The 19,642-nt window shown below is 42.9% G+C and carries 18 protein-coding genes; 8 read left to right on the forward strand and 10 right to left on the reverse strand.

The features are described from left to right. Window positions 1-7 precede the first annotated feature (7 nt). From Q8O20_RS09750 to Q8O20_RS09770, 5 genes are all read left to right on the forward strand, one after another. Window positions 8-1,702, forward strand: a complete 1,695-nt coding sequence (locus tag Q8O20_RS09750; protein WP_305531004.1) for an acetolactate synthase large subunit — start codon at window positions 8-10, stop codon at window positions 1,700-1,702. Beyond that, the gene (gene ilvN, locus Q8O20_RS09755) at window positions 1,702-2,178 is read left to right on the forward strand and encodes an acetolactate synthase small subunit (protein WP_304742666.1); all 477 of its coding nucleotides are present in this window, start codon (window positions 1,702-1,704) and stop codon (window positions 2,176-2,178) included. Before Q8O20_RS09750 ends, ilvN begins: the two co-directional genes overlap by 1 nt. A 6-nt stretch (window positions 2,179-2,184) precedes the next feature. Next, complete coding sequence (lpxD, locus tag Q8O20_RS09760; RefSeq protein ID WP_305531005.1) at window positions 2,185-3,132, forward strand: UDP-3-O-(3-hydroxymyristoyl)glucosamine N-acyltransferase; 948 nt, start codon at window positions 2,185-2,187, stop codon at window positions 3,130-3,132. A 15-nt stretch (window positions 3,133-3,147) separates the two neighbouring features. Continuing rightward, a complete protein-coding gene (locus Q8O20_RS09765) occupies window positions 3,148-3,687 on the forward strand; it encodes a hypothetical protein (protein ID WP_305531006.1) in 540 nt (179 codons plus the stop codon). A gap of 70 nt (window positions 3,688-3,757) precedes the next feature. Next, on the forward strand, window positions 3,758-3,982 hold the full coding sequence (locus Q8O20_RS09770) for a hypothetical protein (protein ID WP_304742672.1): 225 nt from the start codon (window positions 3,758-3,760) through the stop codon (window positions 3,980-3,982). A 41-nt stretch (window positions 3,983-4,023) separates the two neighbouring features. Here Q8O20_RS09770 and Q8O20_RS09775 read toward each other — a convergent pair whose 3' ends face one another. The 7 genes from Q8O20_RS09775 to Q8O20_RS09805 form a co-directional block, all read right to left on the reverse strand. Beyond that, the gene (locus Q8O20_RS09775; protein WP_305531007.1) at window positions 4,024-5,190 is read right to left on the reverse strand and encodes a pyridoxal phosphate-dependent aminotransferase; all 1,167 of its coding nucleotides are present in this window, start codon (window positions 5,188-5,190) and stop codon (window positions 4,024-4,026) included. A gap of 52 nt (window positions 5,191-5,242) precedes the next feature. Further along, window positions 5,243-7,171, reverse strand: coding sequence for a bifunctional diguanylate cyclase/phosphodiesterase (locus Q8O20_RS09780; RefSeq protein WP_305531008.1), 1,929 nt, complete (start codon window positions 7,169-7,171; stop codon window positions 5,243-5,245). Then, a complete protein-coding gene (locus Q8O20_RS09785; RefSeq protein ID WP_305531009.1) occupies window positions 7,168-7,698 on the reverse strand; it encodes a hypothetical protein in 531 nt (176 codons plus the stop codon). Before Q8O20_RS09785 ends, Q8O20_RS09780 begins: the two co-directional genes overlap by 4 nt. Further along, window positions 7,698-9,707: a TonB-dependent siderophore receptor gene (locus Q8O20_RS09790; RefSeq protein WP_305531010.1), complete on the reverse strand. Its 2,010-nt coding sequence runs from the start codon at window positions 9,705-9,707 to the stop codon at window positions 7,698-7,700. The genes Q8O20_RS09785 and Q8O20_RS09790 overlap by 1 nt, the downstream gene beginning before the upstream one ends. 57 nt (window positions 9,708-9,764) lie before the next feature. Then, entirely contained in the window at window positions 9,765-10,694 is a 930-nt protein-coding gene (locus Q8O20_RS09795) for a GGDEF domain-containing protein (protein WP_305531011.1), read from the reverse strand. Window positions 10,695-10,749: 55 nt separating this feature from the next. Then, window positions 10,750-11,991 (reverse strand): EAL and HDOD domain-containing protein, encoded by a 1,242-nt coding sequence (locus Q8O20_RS09800; protein ID WP_305531012.1) that lies wholly within the window; start codon window positions 11,989-11,991, stop codon window positions 10,750-10,752. Window positions 11,992-12,085: 94 nt separating this feature from the next. Next, complete coding sequence (locus Q8O20_RS09805; RefSeq protein ID WP_305531013.1) at window positions 12,086-13,294, reverse strand: putative glycoside hydrolase; 1,209 nt, start codon at window positions 13,292-13,294, stop codon at window positions 12,086-12,088. A 118-nt stretch (window positions 13,295-13,412) separates the two neighbouring features. Here Q8O20_RS09805 and Q8O20_RS09810 point away from each other — a divergent pair, with 118 nt between their 5' ends. The 3 genes from Q8O20_RS09810 (at window position 13,413) to nspC (ending at window position 16,443) form a co-directional block, all read left to right on the forward strand. Next, entirely contained in the window at window positions 13,413-14,789 is a 1,377-nt protein-coding gene (locus Q8O20_RS09810; protein ID WP_305531014.1) for a DEAD/DEAH box helicase, read from the forward strand. A gap of 21 nt (window positions 14,790-14,810) precedes the next feature. Continuing rightward, window positions 14,811-15,233, forward strand: a complete 423-nt coding sequence (gene arfB, locus Q8O20_RS09815) for an alternative ribosome rescue aminoacyl-tRNA hydrolase ArfB (protein WP_305531015.1) — start codon at window positions 14,811-14,813, stop codon at window positions 15,231-15,233. A gap of 64 nt (window positions 15,234-15,297) precedes the next feature. Continuing rightward, on the forward strand, window positions 15,298-16,443 hold the full coding sequence (nspC, locus tag Q8O20_RS09820; RefSeq protein WP_305531016.1) for a carboxynorspermidine decarboxylase: 1,146 nt from the start codon (window positions 15,298-15,300) through the stop codon (window positions 16,441-16,443). Here nspC and Q8O20_RS09825 read toward each other — a convergent pair. From Q8O20_RS09825 to Q8O20_RS09835, 3 genes are read right to left on the reverse strand one after another with little or no spacing between them, the layout of a single operon-like run. Further along, entirely contained in the window at window positions 16,440-17,936 is a 1,497-nt protein-coding gene (locus tag Q8O20_RS09825; protein WP_304739392.1) for a hypothetical protein, read from the reverse strand. The two genes, nspC and Q8O20_RS09825, sit on opposite strands and share 4 nt — an antisense overlap. Then, the gene (gene pdxA / locus Q8O20_RS09830; RefSeq protein WP_305531017.1) at window positions 17,933-18,871 is read right to left on the reverse strand and encodes a 4-hydroxythreonine-4-phosphate dehydrogenase; all 939 of its coding nucleotides are present in this window, start codon (window positions 18,869-18,871) and stop codon (window positions 17,933-17,935) included. Before pdxA ends, Q8O20_RS09825 begins: the two co-directional genes overlap by 4 nt. Beyond that, window positions 18,859-19,641, reverse strand: a complete 783-nt coding sequence (locus tag Q8O20_RS09835) for a pyridoxine 5'-phosphate synthase (RefSeq protein WP_305531059.1) — start codon at window positions 19,639-19,641, stop codon at window positions 18,859-18,861. Before Q8O20_RS09835 ends, pdxA begins: the two co-directional genes overlap by 13 nt. Window position 19,642 lies beyond the last annotated feature (1 nt).

Genomic DNA, 19,642 nt, shown 5'->3' on the forward strand with positions numbered 1-19,642 from the left:
AGACGACATGCAAATCAGCGGTGCACAGATGGTTATCGAAGCACTCATCGCCGAGGAAGTCGAAGTCGTATTCGGCTACCCGGGCGGGGCGATCATGAACGTCTATGATGAGATTTACAAACAGCGATCATTTCAACATATTTTGACACGCCATGAACAAGCAGCGGTACACGCAGCGGAGGGGTATGCGAAGGCGACCGGAAAAGTAGGGGTGGCTATGATCACTTCGGGACCTGGTTTTACCAATGGCGTGACCGGCTTGGCGGATGCCTATATGGACTCTATCCCTCTTGTTCTTATCAGCGGTCAGGTGCCGATGTCGTTGATCGGTACCGATGCGTTTCAGGAGATCGATGCGGTCGGTATCAGCCGCCCGTGTACAAAACATAACTATCTCGTTACCGATGCGGCCGATTTGCCTCGTATTCTAAAAGAGGCATTTTATATTGCACGTACCGGACGTCCGGGACCTGTCCATGTCGATATTCCCAAAGACGTAACGGCACAAATCGCAACATTCGATTACAGCAAAGAGGTTGAGTTAGAGACGTATAAGCCGACGACGAAAGGTAACACTCGTCAGATAAAAAAAGCGATTGATGCGATCGCGGCGGCTAAACGACCTCTTTTGTATCTTGGTGGCGGAATTATCAACGCCAATGCCGCAGAGCTGGTGCGTGAATTCTCTCGAATGACACAAATCCCTGCCGTTGAAACGTTTATGGCTCGTGGAACCCTTCGGTATGATGATCCGTTGTTGATCTCTATGCTCGGTATGCACGGCTCGTACGCGGCGAATATGGCAATGAGCGAGACCGATTTGGTGATCGGTTTGGGTGCCCGTTTCGATGACCGTGTTACGGGAAAACTCTCTGAATTTGCGAAGAATGCGCAGATTATCCACGTCGATATCGATCCGGCAAGTATCTCAAAACTGGTAAATGCCCATTTCCCGATTGTCGGAGATGTGAAAAATGTTCTTGAACAGATGATTCCGTTGGCAAAAGAGCAGGTTGATCCTGCTCGTTATGAGTCATGGCACAATACGATTGCAAATTTTAACAAGCTTCATCCGCTCTCTTATACCGAAGAGGGGGACCGTCTCAAACCGCAATGGGTTGTTGAGCGTATCGGACAATTGTTGGGTGATGATGCCAATATCTCAACCGATGTCGGGCAGCATCAAATGTGGACGGCACAGTTCTACCCTTTCACCCGTCCGCGTCAATGGGTTAGCTCAGGAGGGCTTGGAACAATGGGCTTCGGTTTTCCGGCAGCTCTTGGAGTAAAACGTGCCGATATGGATCGTGTCAGTATCAATATCACGGGTGACGGCTCAATTTTGATGAATATTCAGGAGTTGATGACGGCGGTTGAGTATAAACTCCCGGTTATCAATGTTATCTTGAATAATAACTTTTTGGGAATGGTTCGTCAGTGGCAAACACTCTTTTATGACAAGCGCCACTCCTCGACTGATCTTTCGATACAGCCCGATTTCGTCAAGCTCGCTGAAGCATTCGGAGGAGTAGGATACCGAGTCAATACCAAAGAAGAGTTTGATGCGGCACTCAAAGATGCGGTTGAGAAAAATGTCGTCGCGATTATCGATGTTGTCGTTAACCGATTCGAAAACGTTTTACCGATGGTTCCGGCGGGCGGATCGTTGTTTAATATGATGTTAGAGTACAAGGAGAAATAATGATGGAACAAACAGAACGTCGCGTTATTTCCGTAATTGTTATGAATGAAGCAAGCGTACTCTCACGCATCGCAGGATTATTCTCAGGTCGCGGCTACAATATCGAGTCTTTGACGGTAGCACCGATCCCTGAATCAAAATATTCTCGAATCACCATTGTTACGGCGGGTTCCGTTCGTGTGGTGGAACAGATTACCAAACAGCTGCATAAGTTGATTCCGGTACTCAGAGTGTATGAACATGCCGATTTGGTCGAAACAGAGATGGCATTAGTGAAAATTCCTATGAATGAATCTCTGGGTGATATTGAAGCGCTGACCCATGCATATAACGGACGTATCGTGAATGTCGGTAGTGATACGATGATTGTTATGATCTCAGATGAGCCGATGAGAGTGAATCACTTTCTCGAAGCGATTAAACGTTTTCATCCGAAAGAGATCGTTCGAAGCGGTTCTGTCGCGTTAGAGAGATAAGTGGATATGAAACTTTATGAAATAGCGGCATTCCTTGGATGCAAAGAGATCACTGACACTATCGAAATCAGCGGATTAAATACACTTCGTGAGGCAGTGGAGGGGCAAATATCGTTTCTCTCCGATTCCAAATACGAAAAAGAACTTTCAGATACGCGTGCCTCAGCCGTTGTTCTTCCTTTATCTAAAGCACATCTTCTTCCCAAAGGTGTTATCGCATTGGAATCGGATGAGCCGTATATGTCGGTAGCGCTCCTTTCTAAACATTTTGCGAAGCCGATACGCAGCAGTGACAGTGCTCCTGTGATCGGAGAGGGAACACATATTTATCCCACAGCGTATATCGAAAACGGAGCACGAATCGGTGCAAACTGTACGATTATGAGCGGTGTCTATATCGGCGCAGAGAGCGTTATAGGGGATAACGTTATACTCTATCCCAACGTCACGGTTTATCGCGATTGTGTGATCGGAAGTCGTGTCATGATTCACGCCGGAACGGTTATCGGAAGTGACGGGTTCGGATATGCACACACGAAAATGGGTGAGCATATCAAGCTTTACCAAAACGGTAACGTCCTCATCGAAGATGATGTGGAAATAGGGGCAAACTCAACGGTTGATTGTGCGGTATTCGGTTCAACGATTATCAAACAAGGCTCTAAAATAGATAATTTGGTTCAAATCGGGCATAACTGTGTGGTCGGAGAACACTCTATTTTAGTTTCACAATCCGGGCTTGCAGGCTCTACAACATTGGGTCGAAATGTTGTCATGGGAGGGCAAAGTGCTACGGCAGGTCATCTTAGTATAGCTCCGTTTACGACCCTTGCCGCACGCTCAGGTGTTACTAAAAGTATCACAAATAAAGGTGTCTATAGCGGCTTCCCGTTGATGGAACATAAATTGTGGCTGAGAATGCAGGCTAAATTGGCTAAAATAGTAGAATCTTAAACTAAGGGATAAGAAATGAGAATTATCATTGTAAGTTTATTTCTTGCTGTGTCACTGCTTCGTGCAGAGGGAGAGCTTACAACTGATATTCGAATGCCTGATATTGTTCTCGATGCGATTAAGCATTGTGAATGTCTCAAAGAAGAGGGGCAATGTATCCCTCATGTTATTCGTATCAATGCTATTGAAGAAGCGGAGCGAGCGAAAGCGGCAGGTTTTGCCGTTAACGGACACTTGATCAAATGCGGATCAACCGAACAATGCAGTGCTCAAGCTCAAGCCTTAATCGAAGGCGGGATTGTTAATCTCGATCTCGGACCCTACCAAATCAATTACAAATATCATCCTAATCCTATGGTCCATGAATATTTTGAAGAGAATTCCGCACGAGAAAAAGCCAATGCTATTTTAACCCGTTTGGTCAAAAGTTTTGGATATTCGTGGGAAACGTTAGGTCGTTACCACCATTTCAGCGCGGTTGATCGAACACGAAACGAGCGCTATTATCGTAAAATGTACGCGTATATTTACGGAAACAATGCGAGCGCTCAATAAAGGACTTTTTTAAGATTACTTTAGCCAAAATCGGCTAAACTCTTTACTATACAGTCAAATAGGAGAGAATATGAGTTCTGGTGTAACGGTAATAAAAGAGATCCCTTTGGATGGGACAAAAAAAGGGATTATTTCTATCAGTAAAGTAGATGAGCCTTATGGGACAGGAAGCGATAGTGTTGCGAGTATCGGAATTTCACTGGCAGGTGATGCTAAAAATCCTGAATGGAAAGTTCATTTACCGATGGGAAATATTGACGCTGTTATTGAAGCGTTAAAAAGCATTAAAAAGTAGTTTGTTTTTTTCCCCGCATAGCGGGGAAACGTCTAGAATCATTATTTTTTTGAAGCTACGAAAAGAGCAATACGTTTAATACCTTCACGAATACTCTCGATATCCGTTGCAAAACTAAATCTAAAATATCCCTCAGAACCGAATCCTACGCCCGGAACGACTGCAATCCCTTGCTCTTCAAGTAACTCTTTACAAAATTGCATTGAATCGTTGCTTACCTCTTTGATATTGACGAAGAGGTAAAAAGCACCTGCAGGGGAAAGTACGGAGAGACCGTCAATCTCATTAAACAATTTTACCGCTTCGTCTCGTCGAGCTTTGAATGCGACTCTCATTGCTTCGATGTCAGCATCTGCAGAGCCGTTAAGCCCTGCAATTGCCGCTTTTTGGGTAATACTATTGATGTTTGACGTACTTTGACTTTGTAGTTTTTTGGTTGCTTGGATGATTTCGGTATTGGCCGCGGCCATATACCCAAAACGCCATCCTGTCATGGCTACCGATTTTGAAAGGCCGTTGATGGTAATAGTGCGTTGGAACATATCATCACTGACCGCGGCTGCAGAGGTAAACTCACCGTCATAAATCAGTTTTTCATACATCTCATCACTGGCAACGATAACATTGCTCCCTTCCAGCACTTTACCAAGAGCGATAAGCTCTTCACGTGAGTAGACGGCACCTGTCGGATTAGACGGTGAAGTGAGGATTAACATTTTTGTTTTAGGCGTCAATGCCGCTTTGAGCTGCTCAGGGGTAATTTTAAACCCGCTTGCATCGTCTGTCATGATCTCTACTACCGTTCCGCCACAGTACATGACGAGTTCCGGGTAAGTGACCCAATAGGGTGCGGGAATGATCACTTCATCACCACCTTGGATGGTACATGCAAAAAGGTTGTACAACGAGTGCTTCGCACCGTTGTTTGTAATAATTTGGTTTGCTTTGTATTCAAGAGAGTTGTCACGTTTGAGTTTCAAAGCAATAGCAGCTTTTAGTTCAGGAATACCGTCAACGGCAGTATATTTGGTAAATCCCTCATTGATTGCTTTGATCGCAGCATCTTTGATCACTTGAGGAGTGTCAAAATCAGGTTCACCGGCGGAGAAGCTGAGGATGTTTTTTCCTTGTGCTTTAAGCTCTTGTGCTAACGTTGAGATAGCGATGGTAATCGATTCGGAGAGTATATTGACGCGATCGGTTAACATGGGTGTACCCTTATAAAAAATTTCGGAATTATAACATGCAAGGCTTTAAATTTTACATCAGTTGTTGATTTAAAAACTGTGGTTTTCCCGTATGAAATCCTTGGGCATAGGTAATGCCCAAATCGGTTACATTTTGTAAAATTTCTTCAGAAGATACAAACTCGGCTACCGTGTCGATTCCGATGCGGTGAGCAAAATCGACAATAGCCTCAACAACAATACGATTACGAGGATTTTCATTTATGGATTTAATGAGTGAACCGTCAATTTTTAGGATATCGACGTTCAGTTTGAGAATATTTTCAAAGTTAGAGTAGCCGGTTCCGAAATCATCGATGGCAAATTTTACTCCAAGGGCTTTCATTCGGGCTATAAACGATGCAGCTTCGTCAAAATTTTCAATCCCTTCCGATTCCAAAATTTCAAAAATAACTCGATTGGCCGTTCCGGTTTGACGGAGTATATTTTCAATAGTAGTAACGGTACGACCATCTAACATATCACTGATGGATAGATTGATCGAAAATTGTTCATTCCGTGTTATGAAGAGGTGGCAGGCCTGATAGACAACTTCTTGGGTAATGTGGTGATAGAGTTTGGTTTTTTGTGCAATTGGTAAAAAATCATAGGGTGCGATCAGCGAGCCGTCTTCATTTTGGATACGCACCAGCGTCTCATATTTTGCAATTTTCCCGCTTTCACATGAGACAATCGGTTGATATTGGCAGACAATACGGTGCTCAACTAAGGCTTGACGGATTTGAGCCGACATAGCAATATTGGTTTGGTATTGTTGTTCAATTCCTTCTGAGCGATCGTAAACAGAGTAGGGATGTTTGGCACTTCGTGCTTTGTTCAATGCAACATCGGCATGGATCAGCGGTTTGTCACTGTCTATCGCGATTCCTACGGTTGCCCTTACATGGACTGTCTCCTCTGCGATCATGAAGAACTTCTCGCTTAGTAAGGCGAGAAGCATTTCGATGTCATGACGAAATTCGGCGTGGCTGCTCTCTTCTCTCATCCGAAATGCGAATTCATCTCCGCCGATACGGTATGGTTTGAGTTTCATTTCACTGAGCCAATGGGCAATCTGGGTCAAGAGCCAATCTCCGGCATCAATACCGAAGAAATCATTGATCTCTTTAAAATCATCAATATTTAAAATTGCAACGGTATTTATATCTTTTAGCTGTAAATCTTCTTGGAGTTTGATTCGATTTGGGAGGGCGGTAAGATTGTCGTAATACAAATGGCGTATTGCTTCTCGGGTTTGTTCCGTAATTTTAATTTCAAGATTTTTGTTAATAGATTCAATTTCCTCTGCGTAGGTAATAACGCTCTCTTGCATGGCTTCAAATGAATGAATGATTTGGGTAAATTCTCGCTGAGTATAGGGGATATCAAAGATTATTTTTTTTCCGGGTTTAAAGTTTCGTACTTTTTGAGCAATCAATTTAATTGGCAATAAAAGACGATTTATCCATAGCATCATAAGCCAAAGAACCGTGAATACACTTAAAGTTATCCAGCCGTATAACGTATAGAAGCGATTCATTGTTTTAGTGAATTCTTCTCCGGAATAGGTGAGCGTGATGGTTCCGATTACTTTAAGGGAGGAAGGTTCCATAAGGTTTTCGGTAATTTGAATGGTATCATACGAGGAAGAGGCATCATATTGCTGATAGTTAAGAATTACTTTGCCTTTTGCATCGGAAACTTTTAATGCAATAACTTCATTTCGCTGAGTAATAGTTGAGAGTTTCTCTCCCAAGTCGTGTATTCCCAAGAACAAAGCAAGAGAAACCGTAGGATTAACCGTATCAATCAGGAGAGTAGCTTTCTCTTTTTGTGAAGTTATGGTCAAATCTCGAACAATAAAAAAAGTTACTAAGGTTATTGTCGTGAAAATAATGAGGGTTACAAGGGTAAGTGCCGCAAAAAGTTTAGTGGAAAGGCGGGCATTTTTAAAACGGTTCATTCGACAAGTCTCGCAATCTGAAATAAGGTATCATTAAAACGAAATTTACCCTCTTTTAGGGTGTTTTTATTGATATAAACAATGGTAGAGCGCTCAACGCTAATCGAGCCTAAAATACCGAATTCTAAATCATTGACATCATAGGAAAAGGTGGGAACGGTGTTAGCGATTCCCCAAGCAGCGACTTTTTTAACCGATTGAGAATTACATTGTTGAATGAGGTAAACAAATGCGGTCTCTTTACGAACCATCAGCTCTTCGACGGAAAGTGCGACGGCAGTAAAAGAGATAGTTGAAATTTTTCCGTTATGAACTCTATTCATTTCATCTGCTATTGATTGCGCATTAGCTTTTTTATTTGAATCGTATACAATCGCAAATATGATTTTAGAAGAAGCTGCTTTGGATGCTAAATGTGTATCCAGTGCCATAATTTTAGGGAGCATCCGAATATGGGTATTTACTAAAAAGGATTGATCGGCTTCCGCGATAAAAAATCCGATGAAGAAAAGAAACAAAATCCGCATCAAAATTTCCAACCGCTTCTTATCCAAAAAGTTCGACCCTCAATTGGATAGTCATCGGGATACGTAGCCGGAGTTGAGGGGTAACGGTAGGTGGCATTCGTAATATTTTTTAGGGCGCCTTGGAGATACAATCCGCTACTATCTTCCCACCCTAAAATCAAATCAAGAGCTGCGAAGGATTCCATTGCTTTTTTACGTGAATCATTAGGCCGTCGATCTTTTTCACTGCTGTAGCGCCCGACAACTCCTGCATTGATCTCGGGAGTAAGGGCATAGGAAAACGCCCCTTTAAGCATATGGGATGATGCGTAAGGGAGATAGTCGGTTATTTCAGAACCTTTGTATGTTTTCCCTCTGATATAGCTATAGGATAGGGCTATAAGATCATTTTCACCGATACTTCCTCGGAATTCCGTTTCAAATCCCAAGATATCGCGTTTACCGATGTTTTGATAGAGTTTAGTGGTCGTATTTGGGGCAATTTGATCTTTATTTTGAAGATAAAACAGATTGATCCCTAACGTAGTAGCCATTGTAGGTTTATAGAGGTACTGTGTTTCGTACGACATGACATGCTCGGGTTCTAAATTTGGATTTCCGATTTTTGCAGGATGATTTTGAGTATACATCTCTCTAAATGAGGGGAGTCTGAAGTTATTACCTACCATGAGTTTTAGGATATGTTGGCGATGGGGCTGATAGACTAATGCCCCTCTGGCATAAGATTGAAAATCGATATGGGAGGCTTTTGTCCCACCGAGATAAAGAGAAAAGGCTAATTGATCACTGATATCCATGGTATCATTGATGTAGACGTCATCCGTATGTCGGCATGCTGATCCGGCATCAATAAAGGGGGCAAGTTTCGTATAATCAACCAGTACCGTGCCGCCGGTTTTATTTGTCGTTACAGTCGACATATCAATAACATCTTCGTACTTAGCACTGTAACCGACAGTAATTTTATGATTTTTTATCCCGCTGTAGATGGCTGAAACATTGCCATAGAGTAAACGGGTATTAAAATCTAAATAGGCCCAAAAACCATCTGGAAAAGTAATGAGTCCGTACGTTCCGGGGGGAAGTAAACGGGACTCTTCATCCCATCCGTCTTCCATAATTCCCGCTTTGGCTTGAAGTGTTAAAGTGTCGGTGATTTTATGGCTATAAGCGCTTTCTAGGTACCAAGAAGGGAGTGACTGTTTTCCATCAATGTTAGGCAATGCATTCAAATTACCAAAGGCACTTCCTGTCGCAAATTCGTTGACTCTCCCTTTGAGAGAGAAAGCTCCATACACATAAGAGAGTCCAAATCCCACTTGGCGGCTCTTAAGTGACGCTAATCCGGTATTTCCGTATTTATCGGTGACATTAATGGGTGAGGTTGCATCATTGCTTTGATAAAAAAGATCCGTAGAGAGTTTCCAATTGGATGAGCGATGGGTATACCAAAATCCAGCTTGTTGTGAAGAGCTGCTTCCGAAGCTACCGAAAATAACGCCCTCAAGGGGTTCCCCTTCATCTTTGGCGTACGTGATGACATTGATAGATCCTGAATAACCGTTTACCCCTTCGATAAAACTTCCTGAACCGCGAACGACTTCGATTCGTTGTATAAGCTCAATAGGAAAATCCAAGTAAGCGCTATAGCTGTCAAAGCTGCGATCGTTGACGACGACACCGTCAATAGCCAATTTGGTTTGACCGAAAGCAAGCGGATTTGAGCCGCGTATAACGGGTGTACGATTATTGGTCGTATCTCCCATCATATCAATTCCGGGTATAAGCATAAGAGAATCTTTTAGAGTATGTGCTCCAAAAGAGACGAGATCTTTATGCTCCCATACCGATAAGATAAAAGGTTGATAATCGATGTTGCGGTTGGTTTGGGTTGCCACCTGTTCTGCATACGCCATCTCCTCTGTTAAAGAGGTTGTGAGGGGTGGTTCAGTCGCTAGAAGTGTAATGGGAATAAGTGAAAAGGAAACGACAAGGGGTAAAAAGTTCACAAATATCCTAAAATTTAAGTTTGCTATTTTGCAGAGAAAATGAATATGACATTTCTATTAGTCAAATAAAACCGTTCGGTTTTTACCCTCTTTTTTAGCACGATACAACGCATTGTCAGCCCGACCGACGAAATCATCATAGGTATCACCCGCGTGATGCATGGTAGCTCCCACACTGACAGTCATTTTAATCGTTTTTCCTGAGTAGATAAGATGGCTTTGTTCGATTTTAGAGCGAATCTTATCGGCAACCTCAAAAGCCTGTTCTCTGTCACATCGGCTTAATACTACGGTAAACTCTTCACCGCCGTAGCGATAGACTTTATCGCCGCCTCGAATGACGGATTTAATACTTTGTGCAAAGAAATAGAGGACTTTATCTCCTGCCAAATGTCCATGCTCATCATTAATACGTTTAAAATTATCGGCATCAATCATGAGCAATACCATCGGCAACGATTTATTTTCACCGGCTTCGATTGCGCCGTTCAAATCATCGATTAGCCCTTTACGATTGGTGACACGGGTGAGAGGATCGGTCGTGAGCTGTAAAACGGTTTCTTGCAACTCTGAGGTTAGATCATCTATTTTTTGCTGAGCTTTTTTTAGTTCAAGTGACATGTTTTTACCAAGTTCACTGAGCCCATCGACAAAATTAGCGCATCGTACGATTCCATCTTCCGATACTTTACTGATGTAACGTTCTTGCATCTCGGCAACGTGGGAAATATCGGCATGAGTTTCGATAAAAGAGGCAATTGATTTATGGGCAATATCGAGATAACGGCTTAAATCTTCATGTGTTTCAAGGGATGCTGAATTTTTTTCTTGTGCTTTTATTAGGGAAGTATCTGCTTGTGCAGTAAAAATTTCATCAAAATATTTTTTATAATTGTTGGGAAAAGGGGGAATATGCAAAGACCTAAGTGTACCAATGGTTTGATCATGAATCGAAAAGATTTTTTCATAAACTTTGGTATCAACCATTTTGCATCCCTATATTCATATAGGTAGATTGTAACATTTTAGTTTGAAGATTATACTAAGATTGGTGGATTTCAAGAGTACAGCTACACGCTTTTGAATAAATTCGGTACAGTTGATCGGCGGTTAGATTGATTTTAGGTGCTAAATGTTCGATAAGGGCTTGAATATGATTCGCTTTTTCGAGCTTTTCAGTAATCAACAATAATTTCCCAAAATACCCTTCACGTTTTAGTAAAGCATCCAGAAGAGGCTGCCCTAGGTGAATTTTTAGGATAATATCTTCCATCTTGACATGCAGATAGGTATCGATCAGAGAGAGACTGCCCGCGAGGAAAGCTTCATCGGAAAGTTCAGGCTTACCTAAAGCACTGACCAGTTCTCGCATCATATTGGCCCTAAATTTTGCAGCTTCAATAATGGCTTCTTGAAATCTTTCTTCATGATGTCCGGAATATAAAAAGAGCCCCAGCCATGAACGCAGTCGTGAAGGACCTAAAAGGTTGAGGATTTGTTTAATACTCGTTATTTCATGTCTAAAAGAAAATTCTGCAGAGTTAATGTAGCGTAGAAGATTAAAAGTGAGTTCGGGATAGTATGAAAATTTTTCACTGATGAGATTCATATCTGTCGTTGAATACAACGTGTTAATGACATCAATAGCATTGATAACGGACGGTTCAATCTTTACACCGCTGATGACGGTAGGTTTTTCGAAAAAATAGCCTTGGAAATAGTCAAATCCGGCTTTAATACATTGCTCAAATATCTCGATACTCTCCACTTTTTCAGCTAATAATTTAATATCATAAGAGGAAAATTTTGCAATAATTTCTTCTAATGTCATATTGTTGAGTGCAAGCAAATCTATTTTTATAACATCAATATAGGGGAAAAGTAATTTGAAATATTCGATGTTGTCATTTTCACACGAGAAATCATCCAGTGCAAATTTATAACCGAGTTCATGCAAATGACGTACTTTTTCGATCACTTCAGGGGTAACTTTAGTATATTCTAAGATTTCAAAAACAAATTGGGATTTTGGGAGGGATAAAAAGACATCACTGAGAATGATTTGCTCATCCACATTAACATAACCGATCTTATTGCCGAGAATGGATGAAAGTCCGATATTGTGGATGAGATTGATAATAACACGTGCGGTAGCATTGGCATTATTCGAAAAGACGGCTTCACTTGACTCATAGGTACTTCGATAAAGAAGTTCATACGAGACACATTTCCCATTTCTATCGAATATGGGTTGTCTTCCGATAAAAATGTCTGTTTCTAACATAGCAATGCCTACTATAAGTGTTTTAGAGTGTTCTATATTGTACGTTAGATATTATATATTTAATCTTATTCAAGTAAATTTTAATGAATTATATTTATTTTAATCCTTGTGAGCTGTAAACATTACGCGGATTCCAAAGTATCCATCCGCAGCTGCCGAACGCTTCACTGGCGGCGATCTGTTCTCGAATCTCTTTGGCTCCGTAAATACGGCGATCAAATGCATAATCTCGAAATGCTTGCAGCCATGGGCGGTAGGCGAGAGGAGATGTCCCCGATTTTTCAAGTGCTTTATCGAGAGATTGTTTGACCACTTCATAATTGGCTTTCACAGGATCGGGATGTCCGGGAATACCCGCATTAAAACCTGATGGGTAGAGCATCGGTGAGAGATAATCGACGTAAGGAGAGAGGGCATCGACCCGTTGACCGATCTCGATATCGGCGTTATGCCAGCTGACGTATCCGAAAATATCGGCAGAGATAAAGACGTTGTACGGAGTGAGACGGGTACGAGCTGCTTCTAAAAAACCTGAAATGGCTTTTACCCGTTCCGCTTGGGTGTTCTCGACAGAAAATTTGACCCCTTTGGCATCAGGAAAACGGACATAATCGAATTGGATTTCATCAAAACCCGCTTTGGCCGTCTCTTCGGCAATGGAGATCATATAGTCCCACGACTTTTTTTGTGAAGGATCAATCCAGTAAAGTCCCTCTTTGTCCTTAAACAGGCTACCGTCACTTTTACGAACACCCCATTGAGGGTAAGCCGTGATAAGTGGAGTATCTTTAAACGTAACGATGCGTGCTATGGAATAGATTCCCTCTTTACGAAGATCCGAAGTGAACTTTTTAATGTCCTTAAACAAAATCAACTCTTGGGCACCGATTTTATTGGCGATAGGATTGGTTGTGGCAAAAGCAATTTGACCGCGATCCATTTTAATATCGATTACCAGAGCATTAATCTCGGTATTTTTGATAATTTCTTTGGCATTACCCATGATTTTTCCATGAGTAGCTCCGAAGCTGGAAAGATAGAGTGCTTTTGGTTGAAACGGCTGAAGATACATTCTTCCGCCGCTTTTATAAAATTTTCGTTCATACCCGATTGCACGTGCCCCGATAATGGGGGATGATGGTACTTTAAAAGCACCGTTGCAATCGGTACGGTACTCTTTTGAACCGGAGATAATGATAGCGTTTGGAATAGGTTTTTGGGTTGTTTTATCGAATACGGTACCGATTGTGCTCGCTCCCCATGTTAGCGTAGCTAATGTTACTAAAAGCGTCAATGCTTTCACTCTGTTCTCCCTGTTGAATCAATTGCCGTATCGTAGCAAAAAATAGTCCAAAATGGGGAGGTTTGAAGCGATTAAATGTTAAAATGTATTAATACAATACCAAAAAGGTAATATCCATATGTCATTTACGACTTTAGGGCTTAGTGCCCACCTTCTAGATACCCTTGCAGAATTAGGGTACACGGAGCCGACACCTATTCAAACACAGATCATCCCGCTCGTTTTACGTGGACGTGATGTTCTCGGAGCGGCACAAACGGGAACCGGAAAAACAGCGGCATTTGCCCTCCCTATCCTCCATAAACTCATTAGTGCAACCGATGCCAAACAATCGAGTGCACGCGCGCTCGTAATTGTTCCGACGCGCGAACTCGCTTCTCAAGTCGCATCCGCGATTGAAACCTATGCCGAGGGTCTTGAAATTACGTGTATCGCCCTCTATGGCGGAGCCAATATGGCACGTCAGGCAAAAGAGCTAGGGGAGGGGGTTGATATCATCGTCGCCACGCCGGGACGTCTTATCGAACTCAACAAACAAGGGCATGTTCCCCTCTCACGCATTGAATATCTGGTTTTTGATGAAGCCGATACGATTTTTGACATGGGATTTATCCGTGAAGTGGGACAGATCATCGATCTTCTCCCGCTGAATCGTCAAAATATGCTTTTTTCGGCAACGATGACCCCTGCTGTAAAACAACTAAGCGAAAAGATTCTCAAAAAACCGCTATTGATTGAGATCGACAACCTCAAAGCGGCCGATATGACCCTTCGTCAAGTGGTTCATCCGGTTGAGAAAGAGCGCAAAAAAGAGTTGTTGTCATTCCTGATCGGCTCAAACAACTATCCGCAAGTCCTCGTCTTTACCCGAACCAAGGCTGAAGCGGATGAAGTGAGCAACGATCTCACCGCCAGCGGTTTGAAAAATGTCGTGATCCACGGTGACAAAAAACACGGTGCACGCGATCGCGCCCTCACAGAATTTCGAGAAGGCTCTGCCCGTATCCTCGTAGCGACCGACATCGCGGCACGCGGACTGGATATCGAGGGGCTGGATGTCGTGATCAACTACGATATTCCTCACATCAGTACCGATTATCTCCACCGTATAGGACGTACGGGACGTGCGGGAAATGACGGTCTTGCTATCACGCTTCTCTCCTCCGCTGAGCATATTTCGTGGTCAAAAATCATCACGATGCTCGGCAAAAACGTCGAGACGATCTTGGTTCCGGGATTTGAACCCCCAGCCGATAACGCACTGGTAAAAACACGCGGCAAAAGTCTTTCCAAAGAGGGTGAGAAGAAAGAAAAAACGGCAGGTGCATTCGGCAATAAGCGTAAAAAAGCTCCCGTTCAGCCGAAATTTGTCGGTAAACGCGGCCCTCGTGTCGCACGCGAAGAACTCCCCGGAAAAAGTAATTCGGCCAGAGACAGCGCCTTTGGCAATACGAAAAAGCCTTCCCCTAAAAAATCGGGCGGACGGGGGAGATAATTTCTCTCCTAGAAATCTGACATGCTGCAAATCTCCCACACCGTTAGTATTCCCGACTCTGAAATCGAGATAACTGCTATCCGTTCTCAGGGTTCTGGTGGGCAAAATGTCAACAAAGTCTCCACAGCGATCCATCTGCGCTTCGATATCAACGCCTCATCACTCCCCGATTTTTACAAAGAACGCCTCCTTGAGATCACCGACCACCGTATTACGAAAGATGGCGTTATCAACATCAAATCCCAAGAATCACGCTCTCAAGAAGAGAACAAAGAAGCGGCGATAGAGAGGCTCAAAGAACTCATCAAAAGCGTCACCATCGTTCAAAAAAAGCGCAGACCGACCAAACCGACCCGCAACTCACAGAAACGGCGGATGGACAGTAAGACGAAGCATGGGAATACTAAGAAGATGCGGGGGAAAGTGGATAAAGGGGAGGGGTGAATTAGGATGCGAAATAACTCTATGCTACAATCACACGAATAAAACCACCTCTACAGGATTTCTTATGAGCACTATCGATTTCTCTCTTTTACCCCATACTCCGTGTTATATCTGCGAAGAGGCTCTTTTAGAGAAAAACCTCCAAGTGATGGAGCGGGTACAGAGGGAATCGGGTGCGAAGATCATCCTTGCCCTCAAAGGGTTTGCGATGTGGTCGACGTTTCCCCTCGTGGCTCAATACCTTCAAGGGTGTACCGCCAGCGGATTGCATGAGGCCAAGCTTGCCCGTGAGAAGATGAACAAAGAGGTTCATACGTATTCACCTGCGTTTAAAGATGAAGATATTGACGAAATCGCTCGAATCTCCGATGATATCGTATTTAACTCGCCTGCGCAGTTTCACCGCTATTATGAGCGTGTTAAATCAATCAATCCGAATATTTCGGTATCACTCCGTATCAACCCTGAATATTCTTCTTCCCCTGTCGATCTCTACAACCCGTGCGGTCTTTATAGCCGTTTAGGAACAACCCTCGCAAATTTTGATGATTCGATTGTCTCAAAACTTGACGGGCTTAACTTTCATGCCCTTTGTGAACAAAACGTTGATGCGTTGGAAGGGGTACTCGAAGCATTTGAAGCGAAGTTCGGCCAGTATATCGATGGGATGAAGTATGTCAATTTCGGAGGAGGGCATCATATTACCCGCGTCGATTATGATGTGGATCGTTTGATCGAAGTGATTCGCACCTTCAAAAACCGCCATAATAATATCACCGTCTATCTCGAACCGGGTGAAGCGATAGGATGGCAAACGGGACCTTTGGTCGCATCGGTACTCGATATTGTCCATAACGGGATGGCTATTGCGATCCTCGATACCTCTGCGGAAGCGCACATGCCCGATACACTCGCGATGCCGTACCGTGCTATGATACGCGGTTCGGGTGAAGCGGGAGAGAAAGCGTATACCTATCGATTCGGCGGCAATACGTGTCTCGCTGGGGATATTATGGGGGATTATTCGTTCGATGAACCGCTCAACGTGGGGGATAAGATTATCTTCGAAGATCAGATTCATTATACGTTTGTTAAAAACACGACATTCAACGGAATTAAGCTCCCATCACTCGCGATCTGGACGAAAGAGGGAAAACTCGATATTGTCCATGAATTCGGCTACGAGGATTATCGTAACCGCCTCTCTTAGCGTTTGGTTAAGACTGTCGCTAAGGCTTCTGCAACGTTTTCATAGGTTTCTAAAATGGTAGCCATCTGCTCCAGCAATGTTTGCATAGATTTTTTCTCATAATCGAGCTTTCGCTGCCGTCGTGTAAGTTCGCTGATTTTATTGGCGATCTTGTTTTTACTGAGTTCAAGTTGATTGAGGGTCTTTTTTTTCAACTCAAAAAGCTCGGTTTGATGGTAATTAAGTCTATTAATCTGTGATTTCAAGGAGACGGTCTCTTCCGGCGTTGCTCCTGTTTTATTTTTGAGTCGTAGAATTGCCGCATCATTTTCAGAGATAGTTTCTTGAAAATCAGTCACTTTATCTGTGATGATGTCCTTATTGTTCTTTTCGACGGTTAACTCATTTTGAGCATCGTTGAACTCTTTTTCTGCGATAATTATGGCCTCTTTTTGGGTTGCAATTTTCAGTTTTACCTGTTTATATTGCATCATAATAGAGACGACAGCGCTAAAATTCCATTTTTGTTGTTTAGAATCGGTTATAGCATATTTTTGAATTTTGTTACCGTTGGCATCTATGACGATTTCATCCGAAAAATATTTGATAAAAGCTTCCGCATTTTTATCACGGTTTTCGACAAACTGCAAAAGATTTTTGGCCGTATAGAGAAAAATTCGGTGAAAATGCTCCCGTAATACATAGCCGGTAAACCCTTCGATTTTATTTCTATCCTCTTTTTTCAGAAATTCAAGCAAAAGAATTTCAATCATAGAACGAAAGACGGGTATGAATGTTTTAGTGAAAGTGAGATTGTCTATGATGCTAAAATTCAGTTTTTCTGCGATAACTTCACCCAAAATTGGTTCGATATGTTCCCATGCCCCTGTGGGGAAATAGGCATGATACATAGCCTCCATATCTTCCACCGATTCACCGCCGAAGCGTTTGTCAGCACCTTCAGCAAATTTTTTAGGGGGAGTGTAATGGCGTATAGTAATTCGTCCCCGTAAGAAAAAGATTATATCCCGCATGTCCAGAGTGAAGATTTGCTCAATTTGCCGTCTCGTCATTTGCCGCGCATTATCGAGGTCTTCATCAAATTTAAGAAAATTTTCTAATATAGGTTTTCGCATCTCTTCAGGTATGGAGATGAGATAGGGAAGCGGTGAAAAATCGGCTTTACGCTCAAAAATATCGATTAATAGGACATTGTTTTTATGGAGCATCCGATCATACGCTTCGGGTTTTGAAGGGTCGATAAATTGTTTTTTAAGGGCGAAAGATACTAAGGTAACCTGTACCTCTATTTCTTGAAAACTTTTAGCAAAATATTTGATAATCGCCTTTTGAATAGCCCCTTTTTTATCATTGAAAAGAGTTTCATTGTTGGTGATTGTGAGCTTTTCAAGCAGTGCTCTATACTGCTCGGTTGTGAAGTCGAGAGCATAGAGGTGTTTTGGTAAACTTTCTTCCAGCATAGTGACAATATCTAAAATAATACGGGGATTCAAGACTCACCCCTGTCTGTCGAAGTAAATCCTACCGCGGCTGTAACGGCATTTTTATAACTTAACAGTGACGCTTTATTTTGGTAAGCAATGTCAAAGGCGGTTCCATGATCAACAGAGGTACGAATAATCGGCAGACCTAAGGAAATATTGATCCCTTCATCGAAATAGAGGGCTTTGAGCGGAGCAAGACCTTGATCGTGATACATTGCCGCAATCATCGAGTAGCGTTCACGAAAACGGGGAGTAAAAGCAATGTCAGGGACGATAGGACCGACAAAAATCTCTTTGCCGATGGTCTGATTGGCTTGATTGATAGCGATTTCGATAAATCGTTCTTCATCTCCCAGCACACCATGATCTCCTGCGTGGGGATTGAGTCCCAGTACGGCAATAGGTTCATGGGCAGTTGTCTGATAGAGTTTGAGTAAAAAGGGGAGTAATGTGGCAGATGCGATATGAGAAGCCACTTCGCGCAGCGGGATATGTTCGGTATAGAGTGCGACATAAAGCTTCTCGCATCCGAGCATCATAATCGCATCGCTTTTGAAAATATCGCGTAGAGCATCCGTATGCCCTACATAGTTAATTCCCGCCATCATCCATGCTTCTTTATGGATGGGGAGGGTGACTATCCCATCGACATGATTGTTTTTTGCAAGTTCTACAGCGGCGATAAAGGAGTCATAACTGTATTGACCGCTTTGTGCAGATACTTTTCCGGCTTCAATGACAAATTCGCCGGAAACATTGAATATGTGAAAGTCGTTTGGAATTTGAGTATGCAATAAATTAGCTGCTTGATGTGCCATTGTATAACTAATACAATACAGTGGAACACAGAGCTGTTTAATGGTATTGTGGGCTTTTAGGATAATTTCGAACCCTACACCGTTAAGATCACCGACACTGATGGCTAGTCGTTTTAGCGCTGACATAATGCTTTCATATCACTTACTGCGGTAGCTAATCCGGTAAATACGGATCGGGCAATGATACTTTGACCGATATTGAGCTCTTCGATAGTATCGATGTTAACAATAGGTGCTATGTTTTGATAATTCAAACCATGCCCTGCTGCAACTTTGAGTCCGAGTGAACGGGCATAATTAGCCGCATCGACAAGTGCACCGTACGCATTTTCCAATAGACTGTCCAACTCACGTCGTGATAGGTTTAATGATTCAATCGCATGGTGGGTGTGTGGCAAGGCACTGTGGCGCATGGCATAGAGGTTTGCATAGCTTCCGGTATGGAGTTCCACCCACTGTGCACCTAGACGCTCTGAAGCTTCTATTGCTTCACGGGTTGGATCGATGAAGAGAGAAACCTCAACTTCAGCGGTGTTTAATTTCTTAATAGCATCTAATATTGATTGGTAATTCCCTGTAACGTCGAGTCCCCCTTCGGTGGTCACTTCTTCCCTTTTCTCAGGAACAAGTGTCGCACGATGAGGACGCAGAGCACAGACGATGTCGATAATGGAAGGTTCAATCGCACACTCTAGATTGACAGGAAGAGCCGATGCGGCAACGATACGGCGGGCATCTTCATCGTGGATGTGGCGGCGATCTTCTCGTAAGTGGATTGTGATTTGATCCGCACCGCTTTGGGCACAGATCGCGAGTGCCATAAGGGGATCGGGATCGTTGATTTTTCGAGCTTCCCGCAAGACCGCGATATGATCGATATTGACTCCAAGGGTCATT

Source organism: Sulfuricurvum sp. (genome assembly GCF_030691015.1).
Lineage (GTDB): Bacteria > Campylobacterota > Campylobacteria > Campylobacterales > Sulfurimonadaceae > Sulfuricurvum.